The organism is Pseudomonas sp. CC11G (assembly GCF_056174845.1).
The window spans coordinates 45024-69360 of sequence record NZ_JBWBZC010000014.1 but is presented as its reverse complement, the minus strand read 5'-3'; the positions used below and the strand labels follow the sequence as shown (position 1 = coordinate 69360).

Annotated in this window: 19 protein-coding genes and 3 pseudogenes; 11 read left to right on the top strand and 11 right to left on the bottom strand. The window is 60.7% G+C overall.

Features of this window, described 5'->3' with window-relative positions:
- Nucleotides 1-192: 192 nt before the first annotated feature.
- The 8 genes and pseudogenes from AC0V2S_RS17335 to AC0V2S_RS17300 form a co-directional block, all read left to right on the top strand.
- Nucleotides 193-546, top strand: coding sequence for a type II secretion system protein N (locus tag AC0V2S_RS17335; RefSeq protein ID WP_475510813.1), 354 nt, complete (start codon nucleotides 193-195; stop codon nucleotides 544-546).
- Nucleotides 543-2813: pseudogene (gene gspD, locus AC0V2S_RS17330) on the top strand (type II secretion system secretin GspD). Before AC0V2S_RS17335 ends, gspD begins: the two are co-directional and overlap by 4 nt.
- Before the next feature lie 44 nt (nucleotides 2814-2857).
- Entirely contained in the window at nucleotides 2858-5596 is a 2739-nt protein-coding gene (locus AC0V2S_RS17325; RefSeq protein ID WP_475510812.1) for a M66 family metalloprotease, read from the top strand.
- A gap of 12 nt (nucleotides 5597-5608) precedes the next feature.
- Nucleotides 5609-6097 (top strand): hypothetical protein, encoded by a 489-nt coding sequence (locus tag AC0V2S_RS17320; RefSeq protein WP_475510811.1) that lies wholly within the window; start codon nucleotides 5609-5611, stop codon nucleotides 6095-6097.
- A 537-nt stretch (nucleotides 6098-6634) separates the two neighbouring features.
- Nucleotides 6635-6787 (top strand): hypothetical protein, encoded by a 153-nt coding sequence (locus AC0V2S_RS17315; RefSeq protein WP_475510810.1) that lies wholly within the window; start codon nucleotides 6635-6637, stop codon nucleotides 6785-6787.
- Complete coding sequence (locus AC0V2S_RS17310) at nucleotides 6784-7374, top strand: carbonic anhydrase family protein (protein ID WP_475510809.1); 591 nt, start codon at nucleotides 6784-6786, stop codon at nucleotides 7372-7374. The genes AC0V2S_RS17315 and AC0V2S_RS17310 overlap by 4 nt, the downstream gene beginning before the upstream one ends.
- A gap of 128 nt (nucleotides 7375-7502) precedes the next feature.
- Nucleotides 7503-8141: a histidine phosphatase family protein gene (locus AC0V2S_RS17305; RefSeq protein ID WP_475510808.1), complete on the top strand. Its 639-nt coding sequence runs from the start codon at nucleotides 7503-7505 to the stop codon at nucleotides 8139-8141.
- A 137-nt stretch (nucleotides 8142-8278) separates the two neighbouring features.
- Nucleotides 8279-8637 (top strand): annotated as a pseudogene (locus AC0V2S_RS17300) (metal ABC transporter solute-binding protein, Zn/Mn family); the annotation flags it as partial.
- Nucleotides 8638-8659: 22 nt separating this feature from the next.
- Here AC0V2S_RS17300 and AC0V2S_RS17295 read toward each other — a convergent pair.
- The 5 genes from AC0V2S_RS17295 to galB are packed head-to-tail and all read right to left on the bottom strand — an operon-like array spanning nucleotide 8660 to nucleotide 13862.
- Nucleotides 8660-10399, bottom strand: coding sequence for a tannase/feruloyl esterase family alpha/beta hydrolase (locus tag AC0V2S_RS17295; protein ID WP_475510807.1), 1740 nt, complete (start codon nucleotides 10397-10399; stop codon nucleotides 8660-8662).
- A 10-nt stretch (nucleotides 10400-10409) separates the two neighbouring features.
- Nucleotides 10410-11306: a DUF1932 domain-containing protein gene (locus AC0V2S_RS17290; protein ID WP_475510806.1), complete on the bottom strand. Its 897-nt coding sequence runs from the start codon at nucleotides 11304-11306 to the stop codon at nucleotides 10410-10412.
- Nucleotides 11303-12400 (bottom strand): 4-oxalomesaconate tautomerase, encoded by a 1098-nt coding sequence (locus AC0V2S_RS17285; RefSeq protein ID WP_475510805.1) that lies wholly within the window; start codon nucleotides 12398-12400, stop codon nucleotides 11303-11305. Before AC0V2S_RS17285 ends, AC0V2S_RS17290 begins: the two co-directional genes overlap by 4 nt.
- A gap of 2 nt (nucleotides 12401-12402) precedes the next feature.
- Nucleotides 12403-13119: a 4-carboxy-4-hydroxy-2-oxoadipate aldolase/oxaloacetate decarboxylase gene (locus tag AC0V2S_RS17280; RefSeq protein WP_475510804.1), complete on the bottom strand. Its 717-nt coding sequence runs from the start codon at nucleotides 13117-13119 to the stop codon at nucleotides 12403-12405.
- Nucleotides 13116-13862 carry a 4-oxalmesaconate hydratase gene (gene galB, locus AC0V2S_RS17275; RefSeq protein WP_475510803.1) on the bottom strand — a complete coding sequence of 249 codons (747 nt, stop codon included), beginning with the start codon at nucleotides 13860-13862 and terminating at the stop codon, nucleotides 13116-13118. The genes AC0V2S_RS17280 and galB overlap by 4 nt, the downstream gene beginning before the upstream one ends.
- Nucleotides 13863-14020: 158 nt before the next feature.
- Between galB and AC0V2S_RS17270 the strand changes: the two genes are divergently transcribed.
- Nucleotides 14021-15217: a LysR family transcriptional regulator gene (locus tag AC0V2S_RS17270; protein ID WP_475510802.1), complete on the top strand. Its 1197-nt coding sequence runs from the start codon at nucleotides 14021-14023 to the stop codon at nucleotides 15215-15217.
- Between the two features lie 52 nt (nucleotides 15218-15269).
- On the opposite strand, the gene AC0V2S_RS17265 is transcribed toward AC0V2S_RS17270, so the two are convergent.
- From AC0V2S_RS17265 to AC0V2S_RS17255, 3 genes are all read right to left on the bottom strand, one after another.
- Nucleotides 15270-16517 carry an OprD family porin gene (locus AC0V2S_RS17265; protein WP_475510801.1) on the bottom strand — a complete coding sequence of 416 codons (1248 nt, stop codon included), beginning with the start codon at nucleotides 16515-16517 and terminating at the stop codon, nucleotides 15270-15272.
- 87 nt (nucleotides 16518-16604) lie between these two features.
- Nucleotides 16605-17867, bottom strand: coding sequence for a gallate dioxygenase (locus tag AC0V2S_RS17260; RefSeq protein WP_475510800.1), 1263 nt, complete (start codon nucleotides 17865-17867; stop codon nucleotides 16605-16607).
- Between the two features lie 32 nt (nucleotides 17868-17899).
- Nucleotides 17900-19237, bottom strand: coding sequence for an MFS transporter (locus AC0V2S_RS17255; RefSeq protein ID WP_475510799.1), 1338 nt, complete (start codon nucleotides 19235-19237; stop codon nucleotides 17900-17902).
- A 665-nt stretch (nucleotides 19238-19902) separates the two neighbouring features.
- Between AC0V2S_RS17255 and AC0V2S_RS17250 the strand changes: the two genes are divergently transcribed.
- Entirely contained in the window at nucleotides 19903-20892 is a 990-nt protein-coding gene (locus AC0V2S_RS17250; protein WP_475510923.1) for an alpha/beta fold hydrolase, read from the top strand.
- 32 nt (nucleotides 20893-20924) lie between these two features.
- Here AC0V2S_RS17250 and AC0V2S_RS17245 read toward each other — a convergent pair.
- Nucleotides 20925-21718 (bottom strand): annotated as a pseudogene (locus AC0V2S_RS17245) (SDR family NAD(P)-dependent oxidoreductase).
- Between the two features lie 141 nt (nucleotides 21719-21859).
- Between AC0V2S_RS17245 and AC0V2S_RS17240 the strand changes: the two are divergent.
- Nucleotides 21860-23260: an MFS transporter gene (locus AC0V2S_RS17240; protein WP_475510798.1), complete on the top strand. Its 1401-nt coding sequence runs from the start codon at nucleotides 21860-21862 to the stop codon at nucleotides 23258-23260.
- Here the strand turns inward: AC0V2S_RS17240 and AC0V2S_RS17235 are convergent.
- Nucleotides 23257-24009, bottom strand: a complete 753-nt coding sequence (locus AC0V2S_RS17235) for an SGNH/GDSL hydrolase family protein (RefSeq protein ID WP_475510797.1) — start codon at nucleotides 24007-24009, stop codon at nucleotides 23257-23259. The genes AC0V2S_RS17240 and AC0V2S_RS17235 overlap by 4 nt on opposite strands.
- On the bottom strand, nucleotides 24002-24292 hold the full coding sequence (locus AC0V2S_RS17230) for a hypothetical protein (protein ID WP_475510796.1): 291 nt from the start codon (nucleotides 24290-24292) through the stop codon (nucleotides 24002-24004). The genes AC0V2S_RS17235 and AC0V2S_RS17230 overlap by 8 nt, the downstream gene beginning before the upstream one ends.
- Nucleotides 24293-24337: the final 45 nt, after the last annotated feature.

Genomic DNA, 24337 nt, shown 5'->3' with positions numbered 1-24337 from the left:
GTACAAAACTGACCTACTGCACAGCTTTCATTATTCTCGCGGCCCGCTAATGCGGCTCGCCATTGTGGTGATCCCGCATCAACGGTCACGAGTTTTGCGCATGAACGCTGCTGCTAAAAAAACGCTGCTGGGCCCCCGTTTACTGTTCTGGCTGTTGCTGCCACTGATGGGCGTCAGTTTCGTGAGCCAGGCTTGCAGCTGCACAGCGTACTGAACGTCGGCACCGACCCGGTAGCGACTGCCGAGGCGCCCGCCGCCTCAGTGGTACTGGTCAACAGCGCACACCTTTTTGCCCCACCATTACGTGCTGCCGCGCCCACCGTAGCGCCGCCCAACCTGGCGTTGCTGGCGTGCTTTGTACAGTCCGCCCCCGGTCGCTCCGTCGCCCTGATTGCAGTGGACCGCCAGCGCCCACGACGGGTGAGCGTCGGTGAAGAAGTCACCCGTGGCGTGCGCTTGCACGCCGTCGAAGCCACCCGCGTGGTACTCGCGCAAGACGGCCAGACGCTGACCCTCGGCCTGCACCGTGGCAGGGCCGCCCAATGAGCCGTCTGAGCCTGTGCCTGCTTATGGCAGGCAGTTTGCTGAGTGCCAGTTGGGCGCACGGCGAGTCTGCCGAGCAGAACGATGAGGGCCGCTGGACCATCAATATGCGCGACGCCGATATCCGTGACTTCACCGAGCAGGTGGCAAGCATCAGCGGCCAGACACTGGTGGTGGACCCACGGGTAAAAGGCCAGGTAACAGTGATCTCCCAGCAGCCGCTGGACCTGCGCGAGGTGTATCAGCTGTTTCTGTCGGTGATGAGCACCCATGGCTATGCAGTGGTCACCCAAGGCGACCAGGCCCGCGTGGTGCCGGATGCGGAAGCGCGCAGCGTGGCCAGTAGCGACGGCGAAGGTCCGGATGCCATGGAAACCCGCCTGCTGCAGGTGCAACAGACGCCCGTGGCCGAGTTGCTGCCCCTGATTCGCCCCTGGTGCCGGCCAATGGGCACCTGGCTGCGCTGCCATCGAGCAATGCGCTGATCGTCAGTGACCGCCGGGCCAATATCGAGCGGCTGATCGCGCTGATTGCCGAGGCAGACCGGGCCAGCACCGACGACAGCAGTTTTTATGACCTGCGCCATGCCTGGGCCAACGATGTGGCGCCGGCGCTGCTGGCAAGCTTGCGGCGCGGGCAGGGCACCTCCAATACCCAGGTAATTGCCGACACCCGCACTAACCGATTGTTGGTACTGGGCACGCCAGAGGCGCGTCGGCGGTTGCTGGCATTGGCGCAGCGGCTGGATGTGCCGTCCGTGCGCTCGGCCAATACCCGGGTGATTCGCTTGCGCCATGGCGATGCCAAGGCGTTGGCGCAAACCCTCGGCGAGCTCTCCGAACAACTGCGCCCGCCAGCCAAAGACGGCGGCGAGCGGCCGCCGGTATTGATCCGTGCAGATGAAGGGCTAAACGCCTTGGTGTTGCTGGCCGAGCCGGACATCGTCAACCAGCTGGAAGATATCGTTCGCCAACTGGATGTGCCGCGCGCGCAGGTGCTGGTGGAAGCGGCCATTGTCGAGATGTCTGGCGATGTCAGTGAGGCGCTCGGCGTGCAATGGGCCATTGATGGACGCGACAGCAAAACCCCGGTGGGTGGCGTTAATTTCAGCAACTCGGGGCTGTCGGTAGGCACCTTGATCGGCGCAATAACCACCGGCACGCCCGTCAGCGTTCCGATGGTGCGGTGGTGGGCATTGGCAACGAAAATTTCGGCGCATTGGTCACTGCGCTGTCGGCCAACAGCAGCACCAATTTGCTGTCCACCCCCAGCCTGCTGACGCTGGACAACCAGAAAGCCGAAATTCTGGTGGGGCAGAACGTGCCTTTCCAGACCGGCTCGTACACCACCGATGCGGCCGGGGCGAATAACCCGTTTACCACCATCGAGCGTGAAGACATTGGCGTCACGCTGAAAGTGACCCGCATATCAACGAGGGCGGCGCCCTGCGGTTGGATATCGAGCAGGAAATCTCCTCCATTGCCCCCAGCACCGGCGTGGCCTCGCGGGCGGTGGATTTGATCACCAACAAACGCTCGATCAAGAACACAGTACTGGCCGACAACGGTCAGGTGATTGTGCTCGGCGGCCTGATTCAAGACGACGTCACCCGCAGCGAAAGCAAGGTGCCGGTGTTGGGCGATATTCCATTGCTGGGCCGGCTGTTTCGCTCCACCAATGATGTAAACGTCAAACGCAACCTGATGGTGTTTCTGCGCCCAACCGTTGTGCGCGACGGCTCGGGCCTGGCCGATTTAAGCCAGCAGAAGTACCAGGATATTCGCGTATTCGGCGGCAACAACGGCGCCACCCAAGGGCTGCCGGAAGACGTGCAACAGCTCTTTCAACGCTCGTCATCCGGCGGCGCGGCAGTCGATTTACGTGAGCCGGCGGCACCGCCTGCGCAAACCTACGCCCAACCACCCGCGGCCCCGGTACACACCCTGATGGAGCGCCCGCGCCCGGTAGACCCAGCCACTCTGGGCAATGGCCGGGGCGGCGAAGACCGGGCCAGCGCCGAGCCGGAACCGGACACCTCGCCGCAGCACTTCAGCATCGTGGTGATCGAGGGCAGCAGCGAAACCTATATGCGCGCCTTGATGGCCCAACACCCTAAAGAACCGCTGCGCCTGCAGCACGAACAGCGCGACGGCCAGGATTGGTACCGCGTGTTCTATGGCAATTACCCGCGCGCCGAACTGGCCGAGCGCGCCTTGCAGAACATGCCGGCAAGCCTGCCGCGCCATCGCGCGAAGGTGCTGGTGTTGTAAGGCTGACAGCGGATTAGTCGAATTTTTATAACAAGGAAGACGTTATGTTGCGGGCAAGTCTGATCTCTCTGGTGCTGCTGAGCCTGGCCGGTTGCCTGGAAGTGGGCGGCGGAGGCGACGGTGGGGGCGGCGATAAAAAGCCGGACAATAGCGGCGGCTCGACCGAAGTGGCGCCGCCGACTTCACCGTCCACGCCACCACCGCTGATCACACCACCGAGCACCACCTTCGAGGAGCCCACTGCCGCCGTGCTCGACGAGGTCAACGCCCTGGGGTTTTACGATGTGACAGCCGAGGGTAAACCCCGCCCGGTGCGCAACGACCTGACCGGCGATTTCGCCGCCATGCTGCAGTTTGTGCAAGACCACTCCGTAGACCCGCAAGGCAACGAAGCCAAGAACATGCCGCGCCTGACCAGCGAGCGGGAAGCCTTGCTGCTGGTAACGCCCTTGCCGAGCCAAACCGCGCCCAAGCAACTGCGGGTTCAGGTGTCGGTCGACGGCGCGTTGAAAGGTGAAGTGGTGCTCGCCACCCCGGACCAACTGCCCTGGGCCGACCGCACCGGCGCCGATAGCCGCCCCGACGTGGTGTATTCGCGCCGAGCCTGGTCGGGTGTGCTGCCGTGGGATTGGGTAAAACCCGGTATGAGCCTGCAAGTGCTGGACGACCAAGGCCGCCGGGGCGAGCGCAGCGCCGAGGCCATCGACTTTGCCGCTCCGTCAGAGTTAGTGGTGCAGTCGCTGCGCCTGGGCATGCTGACCAATCCCCCGACCAGCAGCAATTACTGGTTTCTGACCCGCCCCGCGCAAGCTGCCACCGAGTACTTCCAAACGGCGCCACTGGCCAAATTGGTGGCCACTTATTACGAAGACGTAAAGCTCGACCGGGTGATGGTCAGCAGCGGGGTGATTTATGACACCGCCAGCGCCGTGGAAGGTGACATCTATAGCGGCGACATGCGTGAGAACACCGCCAAGTCCACCTATAGCACCGGCATCAACCTGGCAAACTGGGGCATTACCAGCGCCGGTATGGCCAGTCAGCAACAGCCGCAACTAACCCAGAGCGCCGTCGTGCATCACGCCGCCGGCAATTACTCCAATGGCTTGCAAGGCCACGGCTACAGCGGTGGTAACGGGATTCTCACGCTGGCGAACTCGGTTGGTAACGAGTTCAGCCACGAGATCGGCCATCACTACGGCATGGGCCATTACCCAGGCGAAAAAGACGGCAACTACTTCTTGAGCGTGCACCACTACGACAGTGGCTGGGGCTATATCGCTTACCGCAAACGCATGCGCGCCAACCTGCTCTGGGCCCGGCCGAAAACCAACGCCATGAATGGCACGCCGGTCTTTGCCGATGCCTATGCATTTGCGCCCGATGCCATGGCCGGTGGCGACTTCACCAGCGCGCTTTCCAACTACACGCATTACACCGGCTACAGCACCAAAAATTGGGTGCAACCGAGCCTGAGCGGTCGCGCCGTATGGGCCGCCGACTCGCCCACCGGCTACCGCAAGTGGGACGCCACCACACGCAAAATGGAAGTGCATCAGCCCAAGGTGCCGAGTTCTACCCAGGTTTGGTACAACAGCGCCGACGGCAACTACCTCATGCCGCGTTTGTTTGCGGTGCCGGTATTTACCGTGCTCGGTGGGTATGACCCGGTGGCCAATACGGCAGTGTTGTACCCGGCCGCGCGGGGCAACTGGGGCCAGGTGTTCAACTTGCCAGCGCCGAATGATGGCGCCGCTACCAAGCAATGCTGGCTGAAGGTCGACTTTGCTGGCGGCGCCAGCCAGCGCATCGCCGTAGCACCGCAACGCATGGGCAGCAACGCCAACAAACTGCACGTCAACCTGGCCCAGGCCGAGCAGCCGGTAGCAGCGACGTTGCAATGCCGTGAAACCGCCGGCGATACGCCAGCCGACCTGGCCAGCATCGCCATTCCTCAAGGCCTGCCGGCCATGACAGCGCCCGTAGTGGTGGGGCGCGAGAAGCGCTTTAACGCGCTGTACGAGGAGGAGGCGCCCAAGCTGCAAGCCGCCTTGGAAGCCATTGCAAGCCAGCCATTGCTGGTACTGAATGGCGACGCGCGGGTGCTCTATGAAGGCTATGCCGACCAGCCACAAGGCTTGTCGGCCACGGCCCAGCAAGTGATGCAACGCCTGCACGAGCAGGAAGCGCGAGCACTGCGTCTGAACCGCTGGCTGGATGCCTACGGTGCACAACTGGCCACCAACGCGGCCGCCAGCAGCGCGCTCGATAGCCTGTTAAACACCCTGCAATTCAACGCCAGCCCGCTGCTCCCCGCGCGGCAAACCTTCACCATGAGTAACGGCAACTGCGTGCGGGTGGAGACAGTCGGCGGTGTGGCCAGCGCCTATGTAGCCGCCAAAGCCCAATGCACCGGCAGCGCGGAGGAGCAATGGTTGGTGGATGCCAGCGGGCGCATACGCAGTACGGTGCTACCTTCCAAATGCCTGACGGCCACCAGCGAGGTGAGCCTGAGCGACTGCGATTTGCGCCGCGACACCCAGGCTTGGGATTTCAGTGCGCTGCCAGCCCTGAAATACGCCAACCGCTGCCTGGACCTGAGCGGCGGCTACCTCACCAACGGCCGTGGCAAGTTGATTCTGTACGGCTGCTCGGCCGGCTCCAATCAGAAGTGGTATGGCCTGGCGCTCACCGACCATGCCGTACTGGCGCTGCTGCAACCTCGCAACCAGGTTAGTTTTTTCAACTACGCCCAAGGCCGTGATGCGGCAGCGGCACCCTAGGACCATCAGCAGGTGAGGGCGCCCATTCGGCCAGACTGGCTCTACGCCCTTGCGTTGCTGCAGCCCTGTGCTGATGCCGTGCAAGTGCCACGGGCCTGGCTACCCCATGACGCGCCGTGGTCGCTCCCGGCGGCACAACGCCTGGCGGGCATCGATACCTGGCGTTTACACGGCGTATTTCGCCAGCGAGATGGCAGCGGCTGGGTGCTGGTGAGCACCGGCTCGCGCGAGGTTGTGCAGGTAGAGCTTGGCGCGGTGGTGGCTGAGGGTATTTCGCTGGACATACTTGAGACCCAAGGCGTGTGGTTAGGCCGTGGCGGCGCGATGGGTTTTCTGCCATTGAGCGGCGCACCGCAAGCCACCAACAGCACTGTTACGACGGCTGCGCCAACCGCTGTAAAGGCCGAATCTTCGACAGCGTGTCAGTCGTTTGCCGCTGGCGGTGTGCCAGGGGATGAATTGGCGGCCCTGGGTATTTGCCCAGGCTCTCGCTCACGTTGAAGGGCTGCCAAAACAGACCAAAACGGTAGCTGATCGAGCTAAGATCGTTGCTTAATAAAGTACGCCAAGTGGCTGTTATTGTTAGCTAATTTAGGTTAGCGATTCGAGAAAATCTCGGCATTGATCGCTATTTGAGCGCACCCATCTCAGGCGCCGGGAACCGCTAGCTGTAGCCGCCTATGCACAGACTTATGCACAGATAGTGTGGATATCTGAGGCGATTTTTCGGGGCTGTTTGCGGGCGTTTTTTCCTTGCAGACGGATGCCGTAGCGAAGAAATCGGCAGGTGAGGGCAGGGTGCCTAACGCGCGAGAAACCGGTCTGCCTGACGACCCATTGCGTTAGATAGGCTTAAGTCTGGAAGTTAACGAATATAAAGACACTTTCATGTTATAGGAGCTTTCTTCGCAGGTAGTAAGTTCTGGATGTAAGTTCTCCGTAGGCGAATCAGGTTCGGTCGTTTTGGATAATGTGGTCGGAGTTTTGAGTGCGACTTCCCGAACTCATTCTCAACCGAACTACCCGAACGAGGCTTTTATGAACGACCAACATCCACAAGATGCATCCAGACGCTCCATATTGAAACGAGCACTAACTCTTTCAGCTGTATCAATGACCGGTATCGCCGGTTTAACCGTCCCCACCATTTCTTTTGCTGCCTCGTTAAGTAAGAAGAACGAGACACCATGACCCCCGACAGCGTTATCGAACACTTCAAAAAAGGTAATTTGCGCTTCCGTGAAAACAAGCCCGCCAAACACGATTACCTGGCGCAAAAACGCAAGAGTACCGAAGGACAGTACCCGGCAGCCGTTATTCTGGGCTGTATCGACTCACGCGCGGCCTCAGAAATTGTGCTGGATGCCGGTATCGGCGAAACTTTTAACTCACGCGTAGCGGGCAATGTCAGCAATGGCGATGTTCTTGGCAGTATGGAATTCGCGTGTGCAGTCGCCGGCGCCAAGTTGGTACTGGTAATGGGGCACACCGAATGTGGTGCAGTTAAAGGCGCGATTGCCAATGCTCAACTAGGTAACCTGACCGGGCTACTGGAAAAAATTAAGCCGGCTATTGAAAAGACCCACTATTCAGGCGAGCGCAAAGCCAGCAACTATGACTTTGTTGATGCAGTAGCGCGCAAGAACGTTGAACTTACTGTGGAGAACATCCGGCTTAACAGCCCAATCCTCAAGGAATTAGAAGACAAAAATCAGATCAAGATTGTCGGCAGCATGTACCACCTCGAGGGCGGCAAGGTGGACTTTTTCGAGGTGTAAAGGCTGACCGCAATTAGGCCGAGCATCAGCAGAACGTGGTGCTCGGTTTTTTCGTCTGCAAATTACAACGCAGGTGACACCTGCCCAAAGGAATATCTCGGACGAGTTATAGTTTCAAGTCCTGAACCATGGAGATGGCATTCGTGAATCTATGTGTAGTGCGGCATGGGGAAACCGATCTTAACGCCGAAAAGCGCTACGTCGGTGCCCTTGATCCCGAGCTGAATCAACGGGGTAGGGAGCAGGCTATCGCGCTCGCACAACACTTGCCCCAAAACCTGGACGTAATGGTTGTATCGCCTCTGCGCAGAGCCCAGGAAACTGCGGCTATCTTGAACCGCGCACTTAACCTCCCAAGCTCGACCCTGGATGCATTTCGCGAACGCAACGTGGGTGTGTTTGAAGGACTGACTCAGGCTGAAGCGCGCGAGCGATTCCCCGAGCTTTGGTCGCAAAACATCACGCGCTGCTGGACGGTTGGTCCAACCGAAGGAGAGTCGGTTCGCGAGGTGGTTCAGCGTATTCGACAGGGGCTGCTTGAACTGCAAAAGCAGTATCCCTCCAAACACGTTCTGCTAGTCGCACACGGCTTCGTTGCAAAGACGATCCGAGCCTTGGCTAACGAAGACTTTTCAGACTTCTATGATTGGCAGCTCGGGAACGGACAGATGCTTTTGCTGGAGAACGTTGATGTCGAGTGGCGCGATGCTTTTGGACAGAAGCGGCCTGAAGGGTGGGATCCATCGGATTTGGTGTTGGATAGGTAAAGGCATTGGTGGATGAGCAATACCACATACTTGATTTAACATAATATACATTATGCGAACATTCTTACATGAAATGTCGTAACGCCCTGCAGACAATTCCCATCTCACGAACCCCGAAAACTCGCACCCATTACCGTCGCTTAGGTAGCTTGCCGCCCAGCAACCGCAATATCGTGACCTCACACGACGCCTTCGGGTATCTCGGACAGGCCTACGGAATCCACTTTATTGCACCGCAACGCCTTTCCACGGAGAACGAACCTTCCGCCGCGGACGTGACCAAGTTGATTCAACAAACCCGCAAGGAACACATCAAGGCGGTGTTTATCGAAACATCAAAGACTCACGTCTGCTGCAACAGATCGCCAACGAAAGCCGCGCTCAAATCGGCGGCACGCCGTACTCGGACGCCCTCGCTGCATCGGGCCCGGCAAGCACCTTCTTCGGTTTGGTTGACTACAACATGCGCGCGCTGCAAGCGGCGCTGGCTCCCTGAATACGCTGATGAACCGGCACAACTAGCGCTGCAACGGAGCAAACGGCGTGAAGAAATCTTCCCCCATCCACTGTTCGGTGCCCTCTTCCACTGGTGAACGTTCGAACCTGTAACTGCTGGCCTGTTTGGAGTCTCCGTGGCCGTCATAAACTGCCACCAGTGGATACGGATACACCGGACGGGTCCGGCCCTCATTGGCTTTGTCGAAAACCGGCGGCGGCCCCATTGGCGGTTTGCCTTGACCTGGCGGTGGTCCCTTCGGGCCGCCCGGCGGGCCTTTAAGGCCAACCGGTGCGCCGAAGCCACGGCCGTGTTGCGGGCCGGCGCTGGCCTGGGTGGTGGTAATGGCCAGCGGCGCCTGGCCAGCTTCTACCCACGCTAGCATGGGGGTCAGCAAATCCAGCTGGCTCGGGCCATCGCCACCCGAACAATGGTGCACGCCTGGCAGCAGATACAGGCGTTCAAACCCTTCGCTGCGCGCCTTGCCCATCTGCTTCTGCAACGCCTGGTGGTAAGCGATGGTGTTCAGCGGCGAGATATGTGGATCGGCCCAGCCATGCCAGAGAATCAGCTTGCCGCCGGCAGCCTCGAAGGCGGACAGGTCCGGATTGGTGGCGTCGTACAACGGGTGCAAGGTGCGCAAACGCTCGAAGGTGCTGGCATCGAAAGTCAGATCGGCCAGGCTGAAATTGCTCGCCGGGTTGTGTTCGAACAGCACACTGCGCAGCGCTTGCAGCGCAATCATCTGGCTCATCACCGGCTGCTCGGCATTCAAAGGCACGAACACACCAGCCCAGGCCAGTTCGGAGCCTGGCTGCGGACCGCCAACGGTCAGACGCACGCCGGTTTTGCTGTCCCGTGGGCCGTCATAGAGGCGTTGCGCAGCGGCTACCTCGGCGGCACTGAAGCAGCCCGCAGCCGCTTGCCCATCGGCGCATTTCAGCACCTTGGGGTCGAAGTGACAGGCGCGCGGGTCCGTGAGGAGTTGGTCGGTCTGCCCATCGAGAGCGTCGCACTGTTTCAACACCGCCTGGTGCAACAGGGGCAAGCGTGAAGCGAGCAGAATCGCTTTGCCGTCCGGCCCTTGGTTGGCCCGTACTTGCCACGCGTGGTAGAGGCCGTTTTGCACCTGAAAGTTGAGTGCGGCGGCGCCGGCAATGATGCCGTTGAAGTCTTGTGGGTAGCGTTGCGCTTCCATCAGCGCTTCACGGCCGCCGTCGGAGCAGCCGGTGAAATAGGCGTGTTGCTCAGGCTGGCCGTAAAACTCATGAATCAGTTTTTTCGCGGTCAGGGCGGTGAGGTGCACGGCGCGGTGGGCGAAGTCCGCGCGCTTTTGCGGGTCATCGCCAAAGCTGTCATCGCCGTCCTGGTGGCCCATGTCGGTGGCCGCCATGGCGAACTCGCCGTGGGTCAGCGGCGTACAACCCTCAGCGGCGCCTACTTCCAGAGAAATGCGCCCGCACAATCCGCCACAACCCACTTGCAGGTAGCGTTGCGTCCAGGTGCGCGTTGGCAACAGCACAGTGAAGCCAATGCTCGGTGCCAGAGTGCCTTGTACGGCGCACACGGCAATGCCGTTGCTGTCGGTTTCTGCGGCGCCGGTAATGCGGCTGCCCGCGCCGCCGATGTCTGTCAAATCGCTGCCCGCCAGGCTGGCACACGCGGCCACCGGGGTGACCACGCTGTTGCCAGGTGCCGCCCAGGCACTGATCGGCCCCAACAGCGCCACGACCAATGCCAACCCAACCAAACCACCACGCATAACCATGTCCTTAACCAGAGACCCGAGACGGGAATAATTCATCCACCAATGCCTGCCAGACAAAAGGGTCGCGGTAGGCAATACCGCCAGCAGCCATTGCGTCGACCAACGCCCGCTGAGTATGGGCGATGGCCGTGCTCATGGTGGGTTGCACCCCTGCATCACCGACGGTCTTGGCTACCTCGAGCATTTCTTCGCTGCGCCTCACGCCATGTTCGGCCACCCGGCTTATCAGGTAGTGAGGCTGCTGGGCGTCCCAACCCATGCCCGGAAAACTGCGGTGCAGCGAATCCAGCACCAGCGCTTCGGCCCCATACTGGCGCGCCGTGCTTAAGCACTCGGTCGTCAGCGCTTCCAGCCCCTTGATCATGATGCTGCGACACATTTTGATGGCCGATGCCACGCCGACCTCGGCGCTCACCACGTTGATGTCAAAGCCCAGGCTGGCCAGCATCGGCTGCCATTCCAGTGCGCGGCTACCGCCCAACAGAATAGGTGTAGCCAGGCGCCGCGGTGGCACGGGCGCCATGACTGCCGCATCCAGGTAGGCCACGCCGAAAGCATCCAATGCTGCGGCGGCAGCCTGCTTCGTGGCCGGGGCCACGGAGTTGATGTCCATGAACACCTGGCCGCCGTGCAAATACGGGGCAATATCGCGAGCCACTTGCAAAGCACTGCCAGCGGTGACCGCGCTGATCACCAACTGTGCGTCGGCTACAGCAGCTGGCGCCGAATCAAACAGGCGCACATCGGCCTGCCCTGCCCTGGCTAGCAATAGCTCACAGCGTGCAGGGTCATGAATGGCATTGTCATAGGCGTGTACCTGCACACCGCGCGGGACCAGGTCGTGGCCAAGAATGCCACCGGCCTCGCCGAAGCCGATCAGGGTGATGCGCTGCACTTTCATTCCGTGGTACCTCGCCCGGGGTTATCGAACACCTGCGCAGGCACACAGACCACACCGTCGAACAGTAGCCGCGCCGTGCGCATCAGGGCGCTGCTGACGATCTCGCCATCGCGTCGAGTGATTTCAACGGTGAACTCGCCCGTGGGATGTTCCACCGACAGCTGCTGAGAGTCGCCTGTATTCAATCGCGCCACGTGATGGGCCACGGTGCCTGGCAACAGGCACGCGGTGGCCGCGCTCACTGCGCCAAAAACGCCAATGGCCGAATGACAGCGGTGCGGAATAAACGAGCGGGTATTGAGGCTGCCGCCCGCGCGAGGCGCAGACACCAGGCACATCTTCGGCACGTTGCGCTGGCTGACGTCGCCCAGGTTCATGCGCGGCCCGGCTTGCAGGCGAATGGCTTCCAGGCGAACCTTCAATTCAGTGTCGAGGTCCAGCTCTTCGTGGCTTTCGTAGCCGCTGCGGCCCAGGTCCTCGGCACGCAGCAGCACCACGGGCATGCCGTTGTCGATGCAAGTCACTTCAATGCCATTGAAGCGGTCCGTCAGGTTCCCGGTGGGCAACAGCGCACCACAGCTGGAGCCGGCAACGTCATCGAACGCAATCATTTGCGCGGCCGCCATGCCGGGCACGCCGTCAATGCGCGCCTCCCCGCTGTAGCGCACCGCGCCGTTTTCGGTCGGCACGTGGGCGACGGCGATCTGTCCGGTGTTCTGCATGAAAATCCGCACGGCAGTCATGGCGCCGCTTACGGCGACCAGCCCGCGCTCGATAGCAAAGGGCCCGACGCCAGCGAGGATGTTGCCGCAGTTCTGCCCGTAGTCCACACGCGGTTCATCCACCACCACCTGGGCAAACAGGTAATCGACATCGGCGTCAGCACGGGACGATGGCTGAATGATCGCGACTTTGCTGGTCAACGAATCGGCCCCACCGATGCCGTCAATCTGTCGGCTGTCTGGCGAGCCCATGGCGGCTAACAGCACTTGATCGCGCACGGCTGGCGCAGCAGGCAAATCACTGGCGAGAAAATACGCGCCCTTGGACGTGCCACCACGCATCATCAGGCACGGAATACGGGTTTGGCTCATGGTCAGTGGTCCAGCTCGTCCAGGCTATCCACGTAGCGCAGGCCTTTCTCCGCCAGGCGCTCTCGCATGTTGTAGATGTCCAGCCCCAACTCGCCATTGGCCAGTCGCAGGCGTTTCTGCTCTTCCAGGTCAGCGCGCTTGCGGGTGGCGTCGCTCACCTTTGCCACCTCGTTGCGGCGCACCACGACCACACCGTCATCGTCGGCCACGATCACATCGCCGGGGTTGATCAACTGACCGGCGCACAACAGCGGCAGGTTCACCGAACCCAGTACTTCCTTCACCGTACCCTGGGCATTGATGGCGCTGGACCACACGTAAAAGCCCATATCGCGCAGCGTCTGCGTGTCGCGAACGCCCGCGTCAATGACCAGGCCGCGCACACCGCGGGCCTTGAGCGACGTCGCCAGCAGGTCGCCGAAGTAACCGTCGGTGCATGGCGAGCTTGGCGCTACCACCAGAATGTCACCGGGTTGGCACTGTTCGACGGCCACATGGAACATCCAGTTATCACCGGGCGCCACCAGCACGGTTACCGCCGAACCGCTGATGCCCACGCCCTGCTGAATGGGCCGCAGCTGGGTGCCCAACAACCCTTTGCGGCCCTGGGCTTCGTGCACGGTGGCCACGCCGTAACGGCCCAACTCGTCGACCAAGCCGGCCTCGGCGCGGGCGATGTGGCGCAGCACCACGCCGGTGGTTCCAATCAATGCGCTCATGCCAGGTTCTCCGTCACACGCGGGAAGATGCTCTGGTAGCCCTCGCCGTACACGATGTTACGGGTGGAAGCGATGCCGACATTGCGCTTGGCCTGCACGCCGCGCTGCAGCGCCACGCGGGTGTAGTACTCCCACAGGTGTTCCTGACCGGCCATGCATTGAATGGCCGCGTATTTCTTGTCCCACACCTCGGTGATATCCAGCAGCACGTCAGGGCGCCATTCGCACTGCTCGGGCTGATGCGGTTCGAATGCGTAAACCGGCGGCGCGCCTACTATTTTTTCGCCCGGCCGGAAGCCTTCGGCCTGAGCGATGATGCGTGCCTCCTGCGTCAGGTTCATGGCCAACGGATGATCGTAGTTGTACGGGTCTTTCAGCGAATGGCTGAGCACGAATTCGGGCTGCACGCGGCGGAATACATCGGCCAGGCGAAACAAGGTGTCTTTGTCAGCCCGCATCGGGTAGTCGCCGATATCGAAAAACTCCACGCTCGCGCCGAGAATCTCTGCGGCCGCCGAGGCTTCCTGGCGGCGTGCGGCTTTGACTTTTTCTTCGGTCATTTCGCCCTTGCGCCAGAGTTTGGCGGACTCGCCCCGCTCGCCAAACGACAGACAAACGATATGCACCGCGTAGCCCTGCTGAGCATGCAAGGCGATGGCACCGCCGGCGCGCCAAACGAAATCGGCGGAGTGAGCACTGACGATCAGTGCTGATTTTTGTGTAGTGGCTTGTACCTCAGACATCGCGGAAAACTCCTGCTGCGTTTTGCCAGAGCATGTCAGCCAGGCCGCGCACGGAGAAATGCGTTCAGCTGTTGCAGGTATGCTTTTTTCTTATTGCCTGCGTTCAGGTTCGCCGGCATAGTCCCGCCACAACAAGGCTGCGCAAGGTAATACCTGCTATGACCACTGATGAGCTGATCAACCTGATGCAGGTCCGTGCCTTTGTGCGGGTAGCCGAACTAGGCAGTGTGTCCAAGGCGTCCGAAGCGCTGTTTCGCGCGCAATCGGTGGTTACCCGGGCGATATCCGAACTGGAAACTCGATTTGCCGTGCCCCTGTTCGAGCGCCACGCCAACGGCATGCGTTTAAGCAATTATGGCGAGCGCGTGCTACCTCGTGCGCTGCGGGTGCTGGCCGAGCTTGGCAGCGTGCCGCCGCTGGTGGGTGCCAGCAAAAACGAACCGTTGTACTTGTTCCAGACCCGCCGCTTGCAGGTGTTTGTAAAACTCTGCGAAACCCACCATATGCAAACCGTGGCCAGTCATTTCGGCTTGAGCCAGCCGGCCATCAGTTCCGCGCTGAAAGTGCTCGAAGGTGGCTGCGGCATGGCGCTGTTCGAGCGCACGCCCAGGGGCTTGCAACCGACCCGTGCCAGCCAGGAAATCGTCTTCCCCATTCGCCGCGCCCTCAACGAGCTGCGCCATATGGAGACCGATATCAGCGCCATGCGCGGTGCCCTCAAAGGCGTGGTGCATGTCGGCGCATTGCCGCTGGGCCGCACCTCGATTCTGCCCGAGGCCATCGTCCGTCTGACCGTGCAACATCCCGACATTCAGGTGATCACCAACGAAAGCCCGTTCGACCTGTTGGCCACCGAACTGCGTGCTGGTGATATCGATTTTGTCTTTGGCGCATTGCGCTCGGCCAGCTACGCCAGCGATCTGACGGGCGAGCCGCTGCTCACCGAAGACATGGTGGTGCTGGCACGCCACGACCATCCGCTGCGCAGCGCGAAGCTGAGCCGTGACGACCTGCTCAACGCCCGCTGGGTGCTACCACGCGCCGGTTCGCCGGCCCGGCAGATGCTCGACACACGCTTTGTCGAGTCTGGTATGGCGCCGCCCTGGGCGGTGGTGGAAAGCGGCGACCTGGCGATTATTCGTGGGTTACTGCTGCGCTCGGACATGCTGGCTGTGGTGTCGACGCACCAACTGGAAATGGAGATTGCCTCGGGAGAATTGTGCGTAGTGCCGGTAGGCCTCAAACGCACCACGCGCGCCATCGGCATGACGTACCGCAGCGCCAGCTTGCACTCGCCGGTGGCGGAGGCGTTGATGGCAGCGATTCGTCAGGTGATCGGTGAGATGAGCGCTTAAAACCTTCACCCCAGTCCTCTCCCGCCTGCGGGAGAGGACTAGCGATCTGCGATCAAAGCAGCTTGAACGGATAGCTGACGATCAGGCGGTTCTCGTCGAAGCTGTTGGTGCTGCCCCAGTCACGACGCATGCTGGAGTTGCGCCATTTGACGTTGAAGCTTTTGAGCGTGCCGCTCTGCACGGTATAGGCCAGCTCGGTTTCACGCCCCCATTCGCTGCCGTCATCGGTGGCGCTGTTATGCACGTTGTCGCCGGACAGGTAGCGGTTCATCAACGTCAGGCCAGGTACGCCCAGTGCGGCGAAATCATAGTCGTGGCGCACTTGCCAGGAGCGTTCCTGGGCACTCTCGTAGCTGGAGTTGTACGCATCGTTGGCCAGCGTGCCGCCACTGGTGCCGTTGACGCGAAACCATTCATCGTCGCCCATGACTTTCTGCAGACCGACATAAAACGTGTTGCCGCCATATTTGGCCGAAAACAACCCGGAGAAGGTGCGGTTATCGAGATCGCCCGCCAAGGCACTGCCATCTTCCTTGCCCCAGAAGTAGCCGAGGTTGGCGCCCAGCACGAAGTCGCCAACGGGCTGCGAGTGTTGGATCTGCAGGTATTGCTGCTGGTAGATATCTTCCAGCTCGGCGGTCCACAGACCGATCAGCGTGTGGTCCTGGTTGAAGCGATATTCGCCGCCGGCGAAGTTGAAACGATCAGACTTGTAGGCGCTGCGATTGAACAGCGACATGTCCTCCATGCTGGCGTCGTTGCGAGGGCTGTTCCCCTGCATCTGGCCGCCGTAGAGGGTCAGGCCGTCAATTTCCCGCGAGGTCACTTGCGCGCCCTGGAAAGTCTGCGGCAACGAACGACCATCGTCCGAGCGCAGGATCGGCAGCACCACGCTCCACTCCCCCACTTTCAACTCGGTTTTCGAAATACGTGCTTTACCGGCTACCGCCAGCCGCCCGAAATCATCTGCCGGCTCACCATCGGTATGCACCGGTAACAACTGCGTATTGGTAGTGCCGGCGCCGCCGTCGAGCTTCAGGCTGTATAAACCCAATGCATCCACACCGAAACCTACGGTGCCTTGGGTAAAGCCGGATTTGAAATCCCAGATCAGGTTCTGCGTCCACTCCTCGGCTTTGCCTTGGCCGGTATCGCCGACAAAGTTGCGGTTCAGATAGAAATTGCGCAGCGTCAGCGTACTGGTGCTGTCGTCGATAAAACCAGCGGCGTGGACCTGTAGAGGCAGGCTGGCAGCCAACGCCAGGGTGCAGACCAGACGACGGTCAGGGGCGGTTTTCATTGTTGTTATTCTCCGTTTTTTGGGCAAAGCGTTGCCGGTCGCCCTGGTGAACAGGGCAACAAGCCAAGGTGTGTAGCGTTAAGGGAATTAGCGCGGCGTTTTGCCTGCGACCGAATAAAGAACCTGTTGATTACGGGTTTGCATAAAGTCTTCCAGGCTTTGCCCACGCATGGCGGCATACACCGCCAGGTTCGGCACGCCCACTACGGCCGCAAGCTTTTCCAGCACGAAAAAAATCGCGCCGTACTGAATCAATCCGCGCCAGTCACGACGGCGCAACAGGTCACACTCCAGCTCGCTCAACCCCGCCTCGGCAAACATGGCTTCGGGCTCGGCAAGAAAGCGCGTGCGCCAGGCCGGCTCGATCATGCGGTGCAGAAACTTGTTGAGCCGATAGCCCCTGGCACTGCGCTCCAGGGTGAAGGGGTAAGTGCCTTCGAGTTTTTCGATACCCGCCAGTTGGTGCTGCATGTGTTGCAAGTGGCGCGCGTTGGCATCCACCGGCAGCGGGCGGTCGCGGTTCTCCAGCAGCAGCGTGGCGATGCCGGTCATCGACGGCAGGTAGTAACCGTGGTGCAGCTTGTCTACGCAGGCCGTCAGGGCCCCGCGCATGATCAGCCAGGTAATCACTTCGGCGCCTTCCATACCGCCCAGCGTGGCGTATTCGGCCTGGGTCATGGCGGTGAGACGCTCGGGGTCGTTGACCAGCAACTCGATGAACTCGGCGTCCCATTCTGGGTTGTTGAAGCCACAGCGTTCGCCATGCACCTGATGCGACACACCGCCGGTGGCGACGATGGCCACCTTTAAATCTTCCGGGTAGCTCTCGATAGCCCGGCGCAGTGCCTGGCCCAGCTTGTAGCAGCGCTTGGCAGTGGGAATCGGGAACTGCAATACGCCCACCTGCAGCGGCACGATCTCAACCGGCCAGCCGGACTCATGCGGCAACAACGCCGACATCGGCGAGAAGAAGCCGTGATCCAGCGGCTTGTCGCGGAAAAAACTCATGTCGAACTCGTCGGCCATCAGGCTCTCGCCGATATGCCGGGACAACGCTGCATGGCCCCCAATACCAGGCAAATCGCGTGGATTGCCGCCCTCGTCCGCTACCTCGTAACGCTCATCCACGCCAAGGCAAAACGCGCCGTAGTGGTCGAAGAAAAACGAGGTCACGTGGTCGTTGAAGATGTAGAACAACACATCCGGACGTTTCTCTTGCAGCCACTGCTTGATCGGCTCGAAGCTTTGGAAGATCGGCGCCCAGGCGGCATCTTCCTGCTTGTCGTGATCAACGGCAAAGCCAATGGTTGGCGTGTGGGAGACGGCGAGGCCACCAATAATGCGTGCCATGGAGCGTTTTCCTGAGTAGCTGAAACAGTGAGTTATTGAGTGACCAGCGCATGTGTGGCACGCCGACGTGCCAGGCCGTTAGCCAGAATTGCCAGGGCCGCAACAAACGCCGGAAGGCCGAGCACGGTAAACAGAAACGGCAGGCTCAAGCCCAAGCTTAGAATTGCACCACCAATCAGCGAACCGAAAATGGCACCAAAGCGACCGATGCCCAGCATCCAGCTGACGCCAGTGGCGCGGAAGTCGGTTGGGTAGTAGCCCGGCGCAAAAGCATTCAAACCGGTCTGAGCACCACTCATGCAGAAGCCGGCCGCCACTACGCCAAGGGCAAACAGACTGGACTCCAGGCTGAACGCACCCAGCAGCACGATAAACAGGCCACCCAATGCATAGGCGGTTGCAATCACGCGGTTGGGATTGCGCCGGTCCATGATCCAGCCGACCACAATGGCGCCGACCGTGCCGCCAATCTGAAACAGGCCAGTGAAGGTCGCCGCCTTCTCAATCGACAGGCCGCCATCGCGCAGCAATGTTGGCAGCCAGCCCATGGTCAGGTAAATCACCAGCAGGCCCATGAAGTAGGTAACCCACAGCGCCAGCGTGCCCATGCGATAACGCTCGTTGAACAGCATGCTGACCGGCGCCTTGCCCTGCACCACAGGTTCGCTGACGGTGAACTGCGTCGTGGCAGAAAAGTGCCCGCCCATCTTGTTCAAGGCCTTGGCAATCACCGCACCTGGCGCATTGCGCGCGGCCATGAAGCGCGCCGACTCCGGCAACAGCAGCCACAGAAACGGCAGCAGCAACAACGGCAATACGCCGCCGGCAATCAACACGGCCTGCCAGCCGTAGCTCGGGATCAGCCACGCAGCCATAAAGCCGCCACCGCCCGAACCCAGGTTGAAGCCGGTAAACATGATGGTGATCAGCAACGAGCGATTACGCTCAGGCAGGTATTCAGACAACAGCGTGGTGCACTGCGGTAGCGCCGCGCCCAGGGCAATACCGATCAACAAACGCAAGCCACCCAGCTCATAAGGGCTACGGGCAAAAGCACAGCCCAGGCTCAGCACGCTGAACGCGGTCACTGCGATCAATAACACTTTCTTGCGGCCAAACCGGTCGGCATAGGGGCCGGCGGTCAATGCGCCGATAGCCAGGCCGATCATGCCGGCACTCATCACCGGGCCGAATGCTGCCCGCGACAAACCCCACTCTTGCATCAGCGACGGCGCAATAAAGCCCATCACCGCCACATCGAAACCATCGAACATCACCACCAGAAAACACAGGCACAGGATCAGCCACTGGAAGCGGGTGATCGGCTGATTGTCGATCCATTGTTTTACATCGACAGGTTGATTGAGCATTCGCATTCACCTTTTGTTTTTGTAATGGTGAAAATTCTGCAGGCAATCGAAATACCTGATGACCTGCAAGAATCACCTTCCCGCTATGCGGTGAGGGAAGACTCTATCCCCTGGCAACGCTGGGCCGCCTCTGGGAAATCTTTAAGCAGGTATCTGTTTTTGTTATCAGGTCAGCTTATCGCTGTGCGTCAACTTGCTTACAAAAGCGTGCAAAACAGGTGCTCGGCGAGCGGCAATGGTACCCGCCACGTAACCAGATATGCCCGTCTGATCCATCACCTGGGCGCGCATCACTCGGCTACGTCAGCTACACCAACCTCTTCAAGCAGCAGAGTTACTTCGATACGGCCGGCTCAATCGTCGAGCCTGTCACCGGCAAGAACGATGAGCTGAAATCTCCTCGGTCACGGTTCCTGGCAACGTGTATTGCGAGGCGCGTAACTTGATACTGTCTGTGAAATAGACGCTCTTGGATGAGGGCAGAGTCGGTTTTTTTGACTGCTGAACTCAGGGCCGATGGCGTACTGTCGTGAGGGCCGCTATCGGCCAGAGCAGGCGTTTACAGCAAAAAGTAAACGCGCCTGAGCCAAACCGGTCTGTTCTGCAGATCGACAATCCTTTAGGAGGAAATTACGTTGCGCTCATTAGCCCGGTTAAGCCTCGCCCTGATCTGTGCCTTGCCATCGCTTTACACGCTAGCTGCTGACGGCACGGCCGCCACTGGCTACGGCCAGCAACTGGAAGGCTTCAAATATCCGTACCCGCTGAACCACTACCGTTTCAGGTCCCAGGGCCAGTCGCTCGAAATGGGCTACATGGACGTCTCTCCTGACGGCCCGCCAAACGGCCGAACCGCCGTGCTCATGCATGGCAAAAACTTCTGCGCCGCCACCTGGGAAGACAGCATCAAAGCTCTGAGCGCCGCCGGCTACCGGGTGGTGGCGGCCGATCAGATCGGCTTTTGTACGTCCAGCAAACCAGAACACTACCAATACAGCTTTCAGCAACTGGCCGATAACACCCACGCGCTGCTGGCGAGCCTGGGCATCGACAAAGCGGACATCATCGGCCACTCCACCGGCGGCATGCTCGCCGCGCGTTATGCGCTGATGTACCCGCAAAACAGCGCGCACCTCGTGCTGGTAAATCCCATCGGCCTGGAAGACTGGAAAGCGCTGGGCGTGCCGTGGCGCAGCGTGGACCAGTGGTACGAACGTGAGCTGAAACTGACCGCCGAGGGCGTTCGCAAGTACGAACAGAGCACGTACTACGCCGGGCACTGGAAGCCTGAATATGATCGCTGGGTGGATATGCTGGCCGGTTTGAATTCAGGGCCTGGGCATCGCCTGGTGGCGTGGAACTCGGCGCTTATCTACGACATGATCTTCACCCAGCCGGTGTACTACGAGCTGCCTAACCTGAGGGTGGCGACGGTGTTGCTGATCGGCGATGCCGATACCACAGCCATCGGTAGCGACATCGCGCCGCCCGAGGTCAAAGCAAAAATCGGTAACTACAAGGCGTTAGGCAAAGACACCGCGAAACGCATACCGGGCTCCCGGCTGATCGAATTCTCCGGCAAAGGCCATGCGCCACAAATGGAAGACCCGGCGGGCTTTAACAAGGTGTTGATCGAGGCTTTATCAGGCAAGTGACGGCCCGAGGGCCGTCGCTGTTTACCGCTCACTCAGAGAATATCGTCCACTACCCCGCCATCGACCCGCAGCGCCGCACCGCTGGTAGCGGACGCTTGAATCGAGCAGAGATAGACCACCATATTCGCTACCTCATCCACCGTGGCCGCCCGTTGAATCAACGAGGTCGGCCGGTGCGCCATCACGAATTCGGCGGCAACCGCCTCGATGGTTTTGCCAGATTTGGCCCGTGTTTCTTCCAGCATCTCGGCCAAGCCATCGGACAACGTTGGCCCCGGCAGCACACTGTTCACGGTCACGCCGCTGCCAGCCACGCGTTTGGCCAACCCGCGCGAAACCGCCAGTTGCGCGGTTTTGGTCACGCCGTAATGCACCATATCTGCCGGAATATTTCGGCCCGATTCCGAGGAAATAAACACCACCCTGCCCCAGCCCTTTTTGACCATGGCCGGAACCAGCGCCCGGCTAAGGCGCACGCCCGACATCACGTTGGTTTGCCAATACTCTTCCCACACTTCATCCGAGGTATCGAAGTAATCGACGAGGCCGAAGATGCCCGTGTTGTTCACCAGAATGTCGACCGCAGGCAGCGCGGCTACCAGTTTGTCCGCCCCCTTCGCATCACTCAAATCGGCGGCGACACCACTCAAGGTCGCCTGCGGCGCCGCTTCACGCAGCCGCGCTATGGCTTTTCCACCGAGCCTTCGCTGCGACCGTTGATAATCACATGAGCCCCGCTAAGCGCCAGACCATGGGCGATGGCAAAACCAATGCCGCCGGTAGAGCCCGTGACCAGAGCGGTCTTGCCAGCCAGATTTATTTGCATGGGTTGTTCTCCGTTGCGTGCCAGGTACTATCCGAGGGATGCGCCAGCGAGTGATTGGGTAGAGGGAAAAGCCTAGTAGCCAACGTGTTAGTTCGCTGGCTATTTACAGGCGCCGGCGCGGGCACACAGCAAAGAGGATGTATGGGACTGTTTACCGACCTACCCGGCGATGACGGCGCCTCCGGCAAAGAACGGCGGCTGGCGACCATCGCGGTAATGACCACCACGGCGATGGCCGTGCTCGATGGCACCATCGTCAACGTTGCCCTCCCCTCGATTTCCACCGCCCTTGATGTGTCCGCGGCAGACGCAATCTGGGTCGCCAACGGCTATTTACTGGCGGCGGCAATGACCCTGATTACCTTCTCCGCCCTCGCCACCCGCGTCGGTTTTCGCGCGCTGTATGCCAGCGGCGCAGCGGTGTTCACCCTGGCCTCGCTGGGCTGCGCGTTATCGACCAACCTTGAAATGCTCACTGCCATGCGCGTGTTGCAAGGCATCGGCGGCGCGGCGGCGTTAAGCATTGGGCCGGCGATTTATCGCACGGTTTTCCCTACCCGTTTGCTGGGGCGCATTTTGGGTTTGAACGCCCTGCTGGTCGCCGCCAGTACCGCCGTCGGCCCAACCCTGGGCGGCGTTCTGTTGTCGGTGGCGGGCTGGGAATGGTTGTTTGCGCTAAATATTCCGCTGGGCATTGTGGGCGTCACCCTCGCCCTGCGCGCCATTCCCAAAACCGCAACCGTCAAAGGTCCCTTCGACTTGATCGGCGCGTGCCTCTCCGCCATCGCCATGGGCGCGGCAATTATGGCGACTGATGCGTTTAGCAACGGCCCGAATGCAGCGATTGCCGCTGTTTACAGCGTGGTAACGGTGGTGTCGGCGCTGGCGTTTGTGCGTCGGCAACGGCGCGCGCCCGCCCCGCTACTGCCGCTGGATATTTTTATATCTTCACGCTTTTCCCTGGCCGCCATGACCTCGCTGGCGGCTTTCGTCGCCCAGGGCATCATGATTATTTCGCTGCCGTTTCTGTTCCAGAACGCCTACGGCTACAGCGTGTTTCACGCCGCGCTGCTGTTTACCGCCTGGCCCATCGGCATCGTGCTGGCCGCACCGCAAGCTGGGCGCCTGGCCGACCACTACCGACCGGCATTGTTGTCCACCATCGGGCTCGGCCTGTTTACTCTGGGCTTGCTGTTACTGGCCTTTGTGCCGAGCCCGCAGGCACTGGATATTCTCTGGAAAGAGTTCCTATGCGGCGTGGGGTTCGGCTTCTTTCAAAGCCCTAACAATCGAGAAATACTCGCCAACGTAACGCGTGAGCGCAGCGGTAGTGCGTCGGGGGTATTGGCAATTGTGCGCACCTTCGGGCAATGCTTTGGCGCCGCGCTGGTGGCGATCATTCTGGCGACGTATACCAATAACTCAGGCGGCCACGCGGGAGCCGTTGCGGCGGATATTCATGCGATGCACCTGGCGATTGCGGTGGCTGCGGCAGCATCGGGGTTGGCGGCGTGCGTGAGTTTTGCGCGGATAAGAAGCTAGGCACGTGCGGACGTCGTCACCAACCGCCCACCCAACGAAACCGGATCGGCAAAATATCGCCGCAATGCGGTCGCCGTGTCCTCCGCCCAAATCGAATAAATGGCTGCCCCAGGGTGAAACCCATCCGCCGCCAACGCATCACCCTGCAACGCAAACTCGCTAGCCTGCAGCACGCAATCCACCCGCGCACCGGCCAACTGCGCCAATGCCACATTGAACTGCCGCGCCCGTCGCCCCAGGTACCAGCGCAACGGCTGCGGCAACGCCGGGAATAGCTGCATAGGCGGCACCGGCGCCAACAACACCTGGCGTGCGCCGTACTTCCACAGCAGCACATCCAGCAGCCGCCCCATGGCCACACTCCACTCGGACGCCGACAACCTGCCGGTTACGTCGTTTACGCCTACCGACACCAGCACCGCGTCATAGGGCTCAGTCGCCGTGCGATCGACCATGGCCAACACCTCGGCAATACCGAAGCCCGACTGCGCCATCAACTTCCAGCTCACGCGATAGTCCGCCGCCAGATTGGCAACCAGCCGCCCGCTCAGCGCCTCGGCCTGGCTGCTAACCCCAACGCCAGCGGCCGCCGAGTCTCCCAACACCAGCAACCGCATATGCGGCCCGCTGCCGCTTACGCCGTTCCGCTCACCCGCAGGCTCCGGCAGTTTCGGCGTAACCCGGCGCACATAGAGCCCTTGCAGCAACAGCAAAGGCGCCAGTAACAGTTTGATCAGGGTTTCAACCATGGATGCTCTGCCCTGCCCCTTTGAGGTAGCCGTTAAGCCGCCGTTTGATTCTGGCCTCCAACTGAGGGTCGTCCATCGCGACCAACTGCAGGCGTACCCACTCGCGCCACCCAGCTTTCTTTTCACCCCGGGCATCGAGCAAACGGCTGCATTCCCACGCAGCGTCTACCGACAGTTGCGCGTCCAATTCGAGCTGGCGTTGATAGCTTTCGAAGCAACCTTGGCGATGCTGTTGAATGGCCATCCGTTCGGCGGCAGGAAGCTGGCTGAGGTTGAAGGTCATGACAAAATCCCTGTAAGCTGGTTATGCATACAGTATTTGGAGCAA

What these genes read in the sequence shown, in the direction of transcription:
- AC0V2S_RS17295 (WP_475510807.1), bottom strand. Translation starts at nt 10,399, where the DNA reads ATGCGTGGTGGTTTGGTTGGGTTGGCATTGGTCGTGGCGCTGTTGGGG.
- AC0V2S_RS17290 (WP_475510806.1), bottom strand. Translation starts at nt 11,306, where the DNA reads ATGAAAGTGCAGCGCATCACCCTGATCGGCTTCGGCGAGGCCGGTGGC.
- AC0V2S_RS17285 (WP_475510805.1), bottom strand. Translation starts at nt 12,400, where the DNA reads ATGAGCCAAACCCGTATTCCGTGCCTGATGATGCGTGGTGGCACGTCC.
- AC0V2S_RS17315 (WP_475510810.1), top strand. Translation starts at nt 6,635, where the DNA reads ATGAACGACCAACATCCACAAGATGCATCCAGACGCTCCATATTGAAA.
- AC0V2S_RS17265 (WP_475510801.1), bottom strand. Translation starts at nt 16,517, where the DNA reads ATGAAAACCGCCCCTGACCGTCGTCTGGTCTGCACCCTGGCGTTGGCT.
- AC0V2S_RS17325 (WP_475510812.1), top strand. Translation starts at nt 2,858, where the DNA reads ATGTTGCGGGCAAGTCTGATCTCTCTGGTGCTGCTGAGCCTGGCCGGT.
- AC0V2S_RS17305 (WP_475510808.1), top strand. Translation starts at nt 7,503, where the DNA reads ATGGAGATGGCATTCGTGAATCTATGTGTAGTGCGGCATGGGGAAACC.
- AC0V2S_RS17280 (WP_475510804.1), bottom strand. Translation starts at nt 13,119, where the DNA reads ATGAGCGCATTGATTGGAACCACCGGCGTGGTGCTGCGCCACATCGCC.
- AC0V2S_RS17310 (WP_475510809.1), top strand. Translation starts at nt 6,784, where the DNA reads ATGACCCCCGACAGCGTTATCGAACACTTCAAAAAAGGTAATTTGCGC.
- AC0V2S_RS17230 (WP_475510796.1), bottom strand. Translation starts at nt 24,292, where the DNA reads ATGACCTTCAACCTCAGCCAGCTTCCTGCCGCCGAACGGATGGCCATT.
- AC0V2S_RS17260 (WP_475510800.1), bottom strand. Translation starts at nt 17,867, where the DNA reads ATGGCACGCATTATTGGTGGCCTCGCCGTCTCCCACACGCCAACCATT.
- AC0V2S_RS17235 (WP_475510797.1), bottom strand. Translation starts at nt 24,009, where the DNA reads ATGGTTGAAACCCTGATCAAACTGTTACTGGCGCCTTTGCTGTTGCTG.
- AC0V2S_RS17270 (WP_475510802.1), top strand. Translation starts at nt 14,021, where the DNA reads ATGACCACTGATGAGCTGATCAACCTGATGCAGGTCCGTGCCTTTGTG.
- AC0V2S_RS17240 (WP_475510798.1), top strand. Translation starts at nt 21,860, where the DNA reads ATGGGACTGTTTACCGACCTACCCGGCGATGACGGCGCCTCCGGCAAA.
- AC0V2S_RS17255 (WP_475510799.1), bottom strand. Translation starts at nt 19,237, where the DNA reads ATGCTCAATCAACCTGTCGATGTAAAACAATGGATCGACAATCAGCCG.
- galB (WP_475510803.1), bottom strand. Translation starts at nt 13,862, where the DNA reads ATGTCTGAGGTACAAGCCACTACACAAAAATCAGCACTGATCGTCAGT.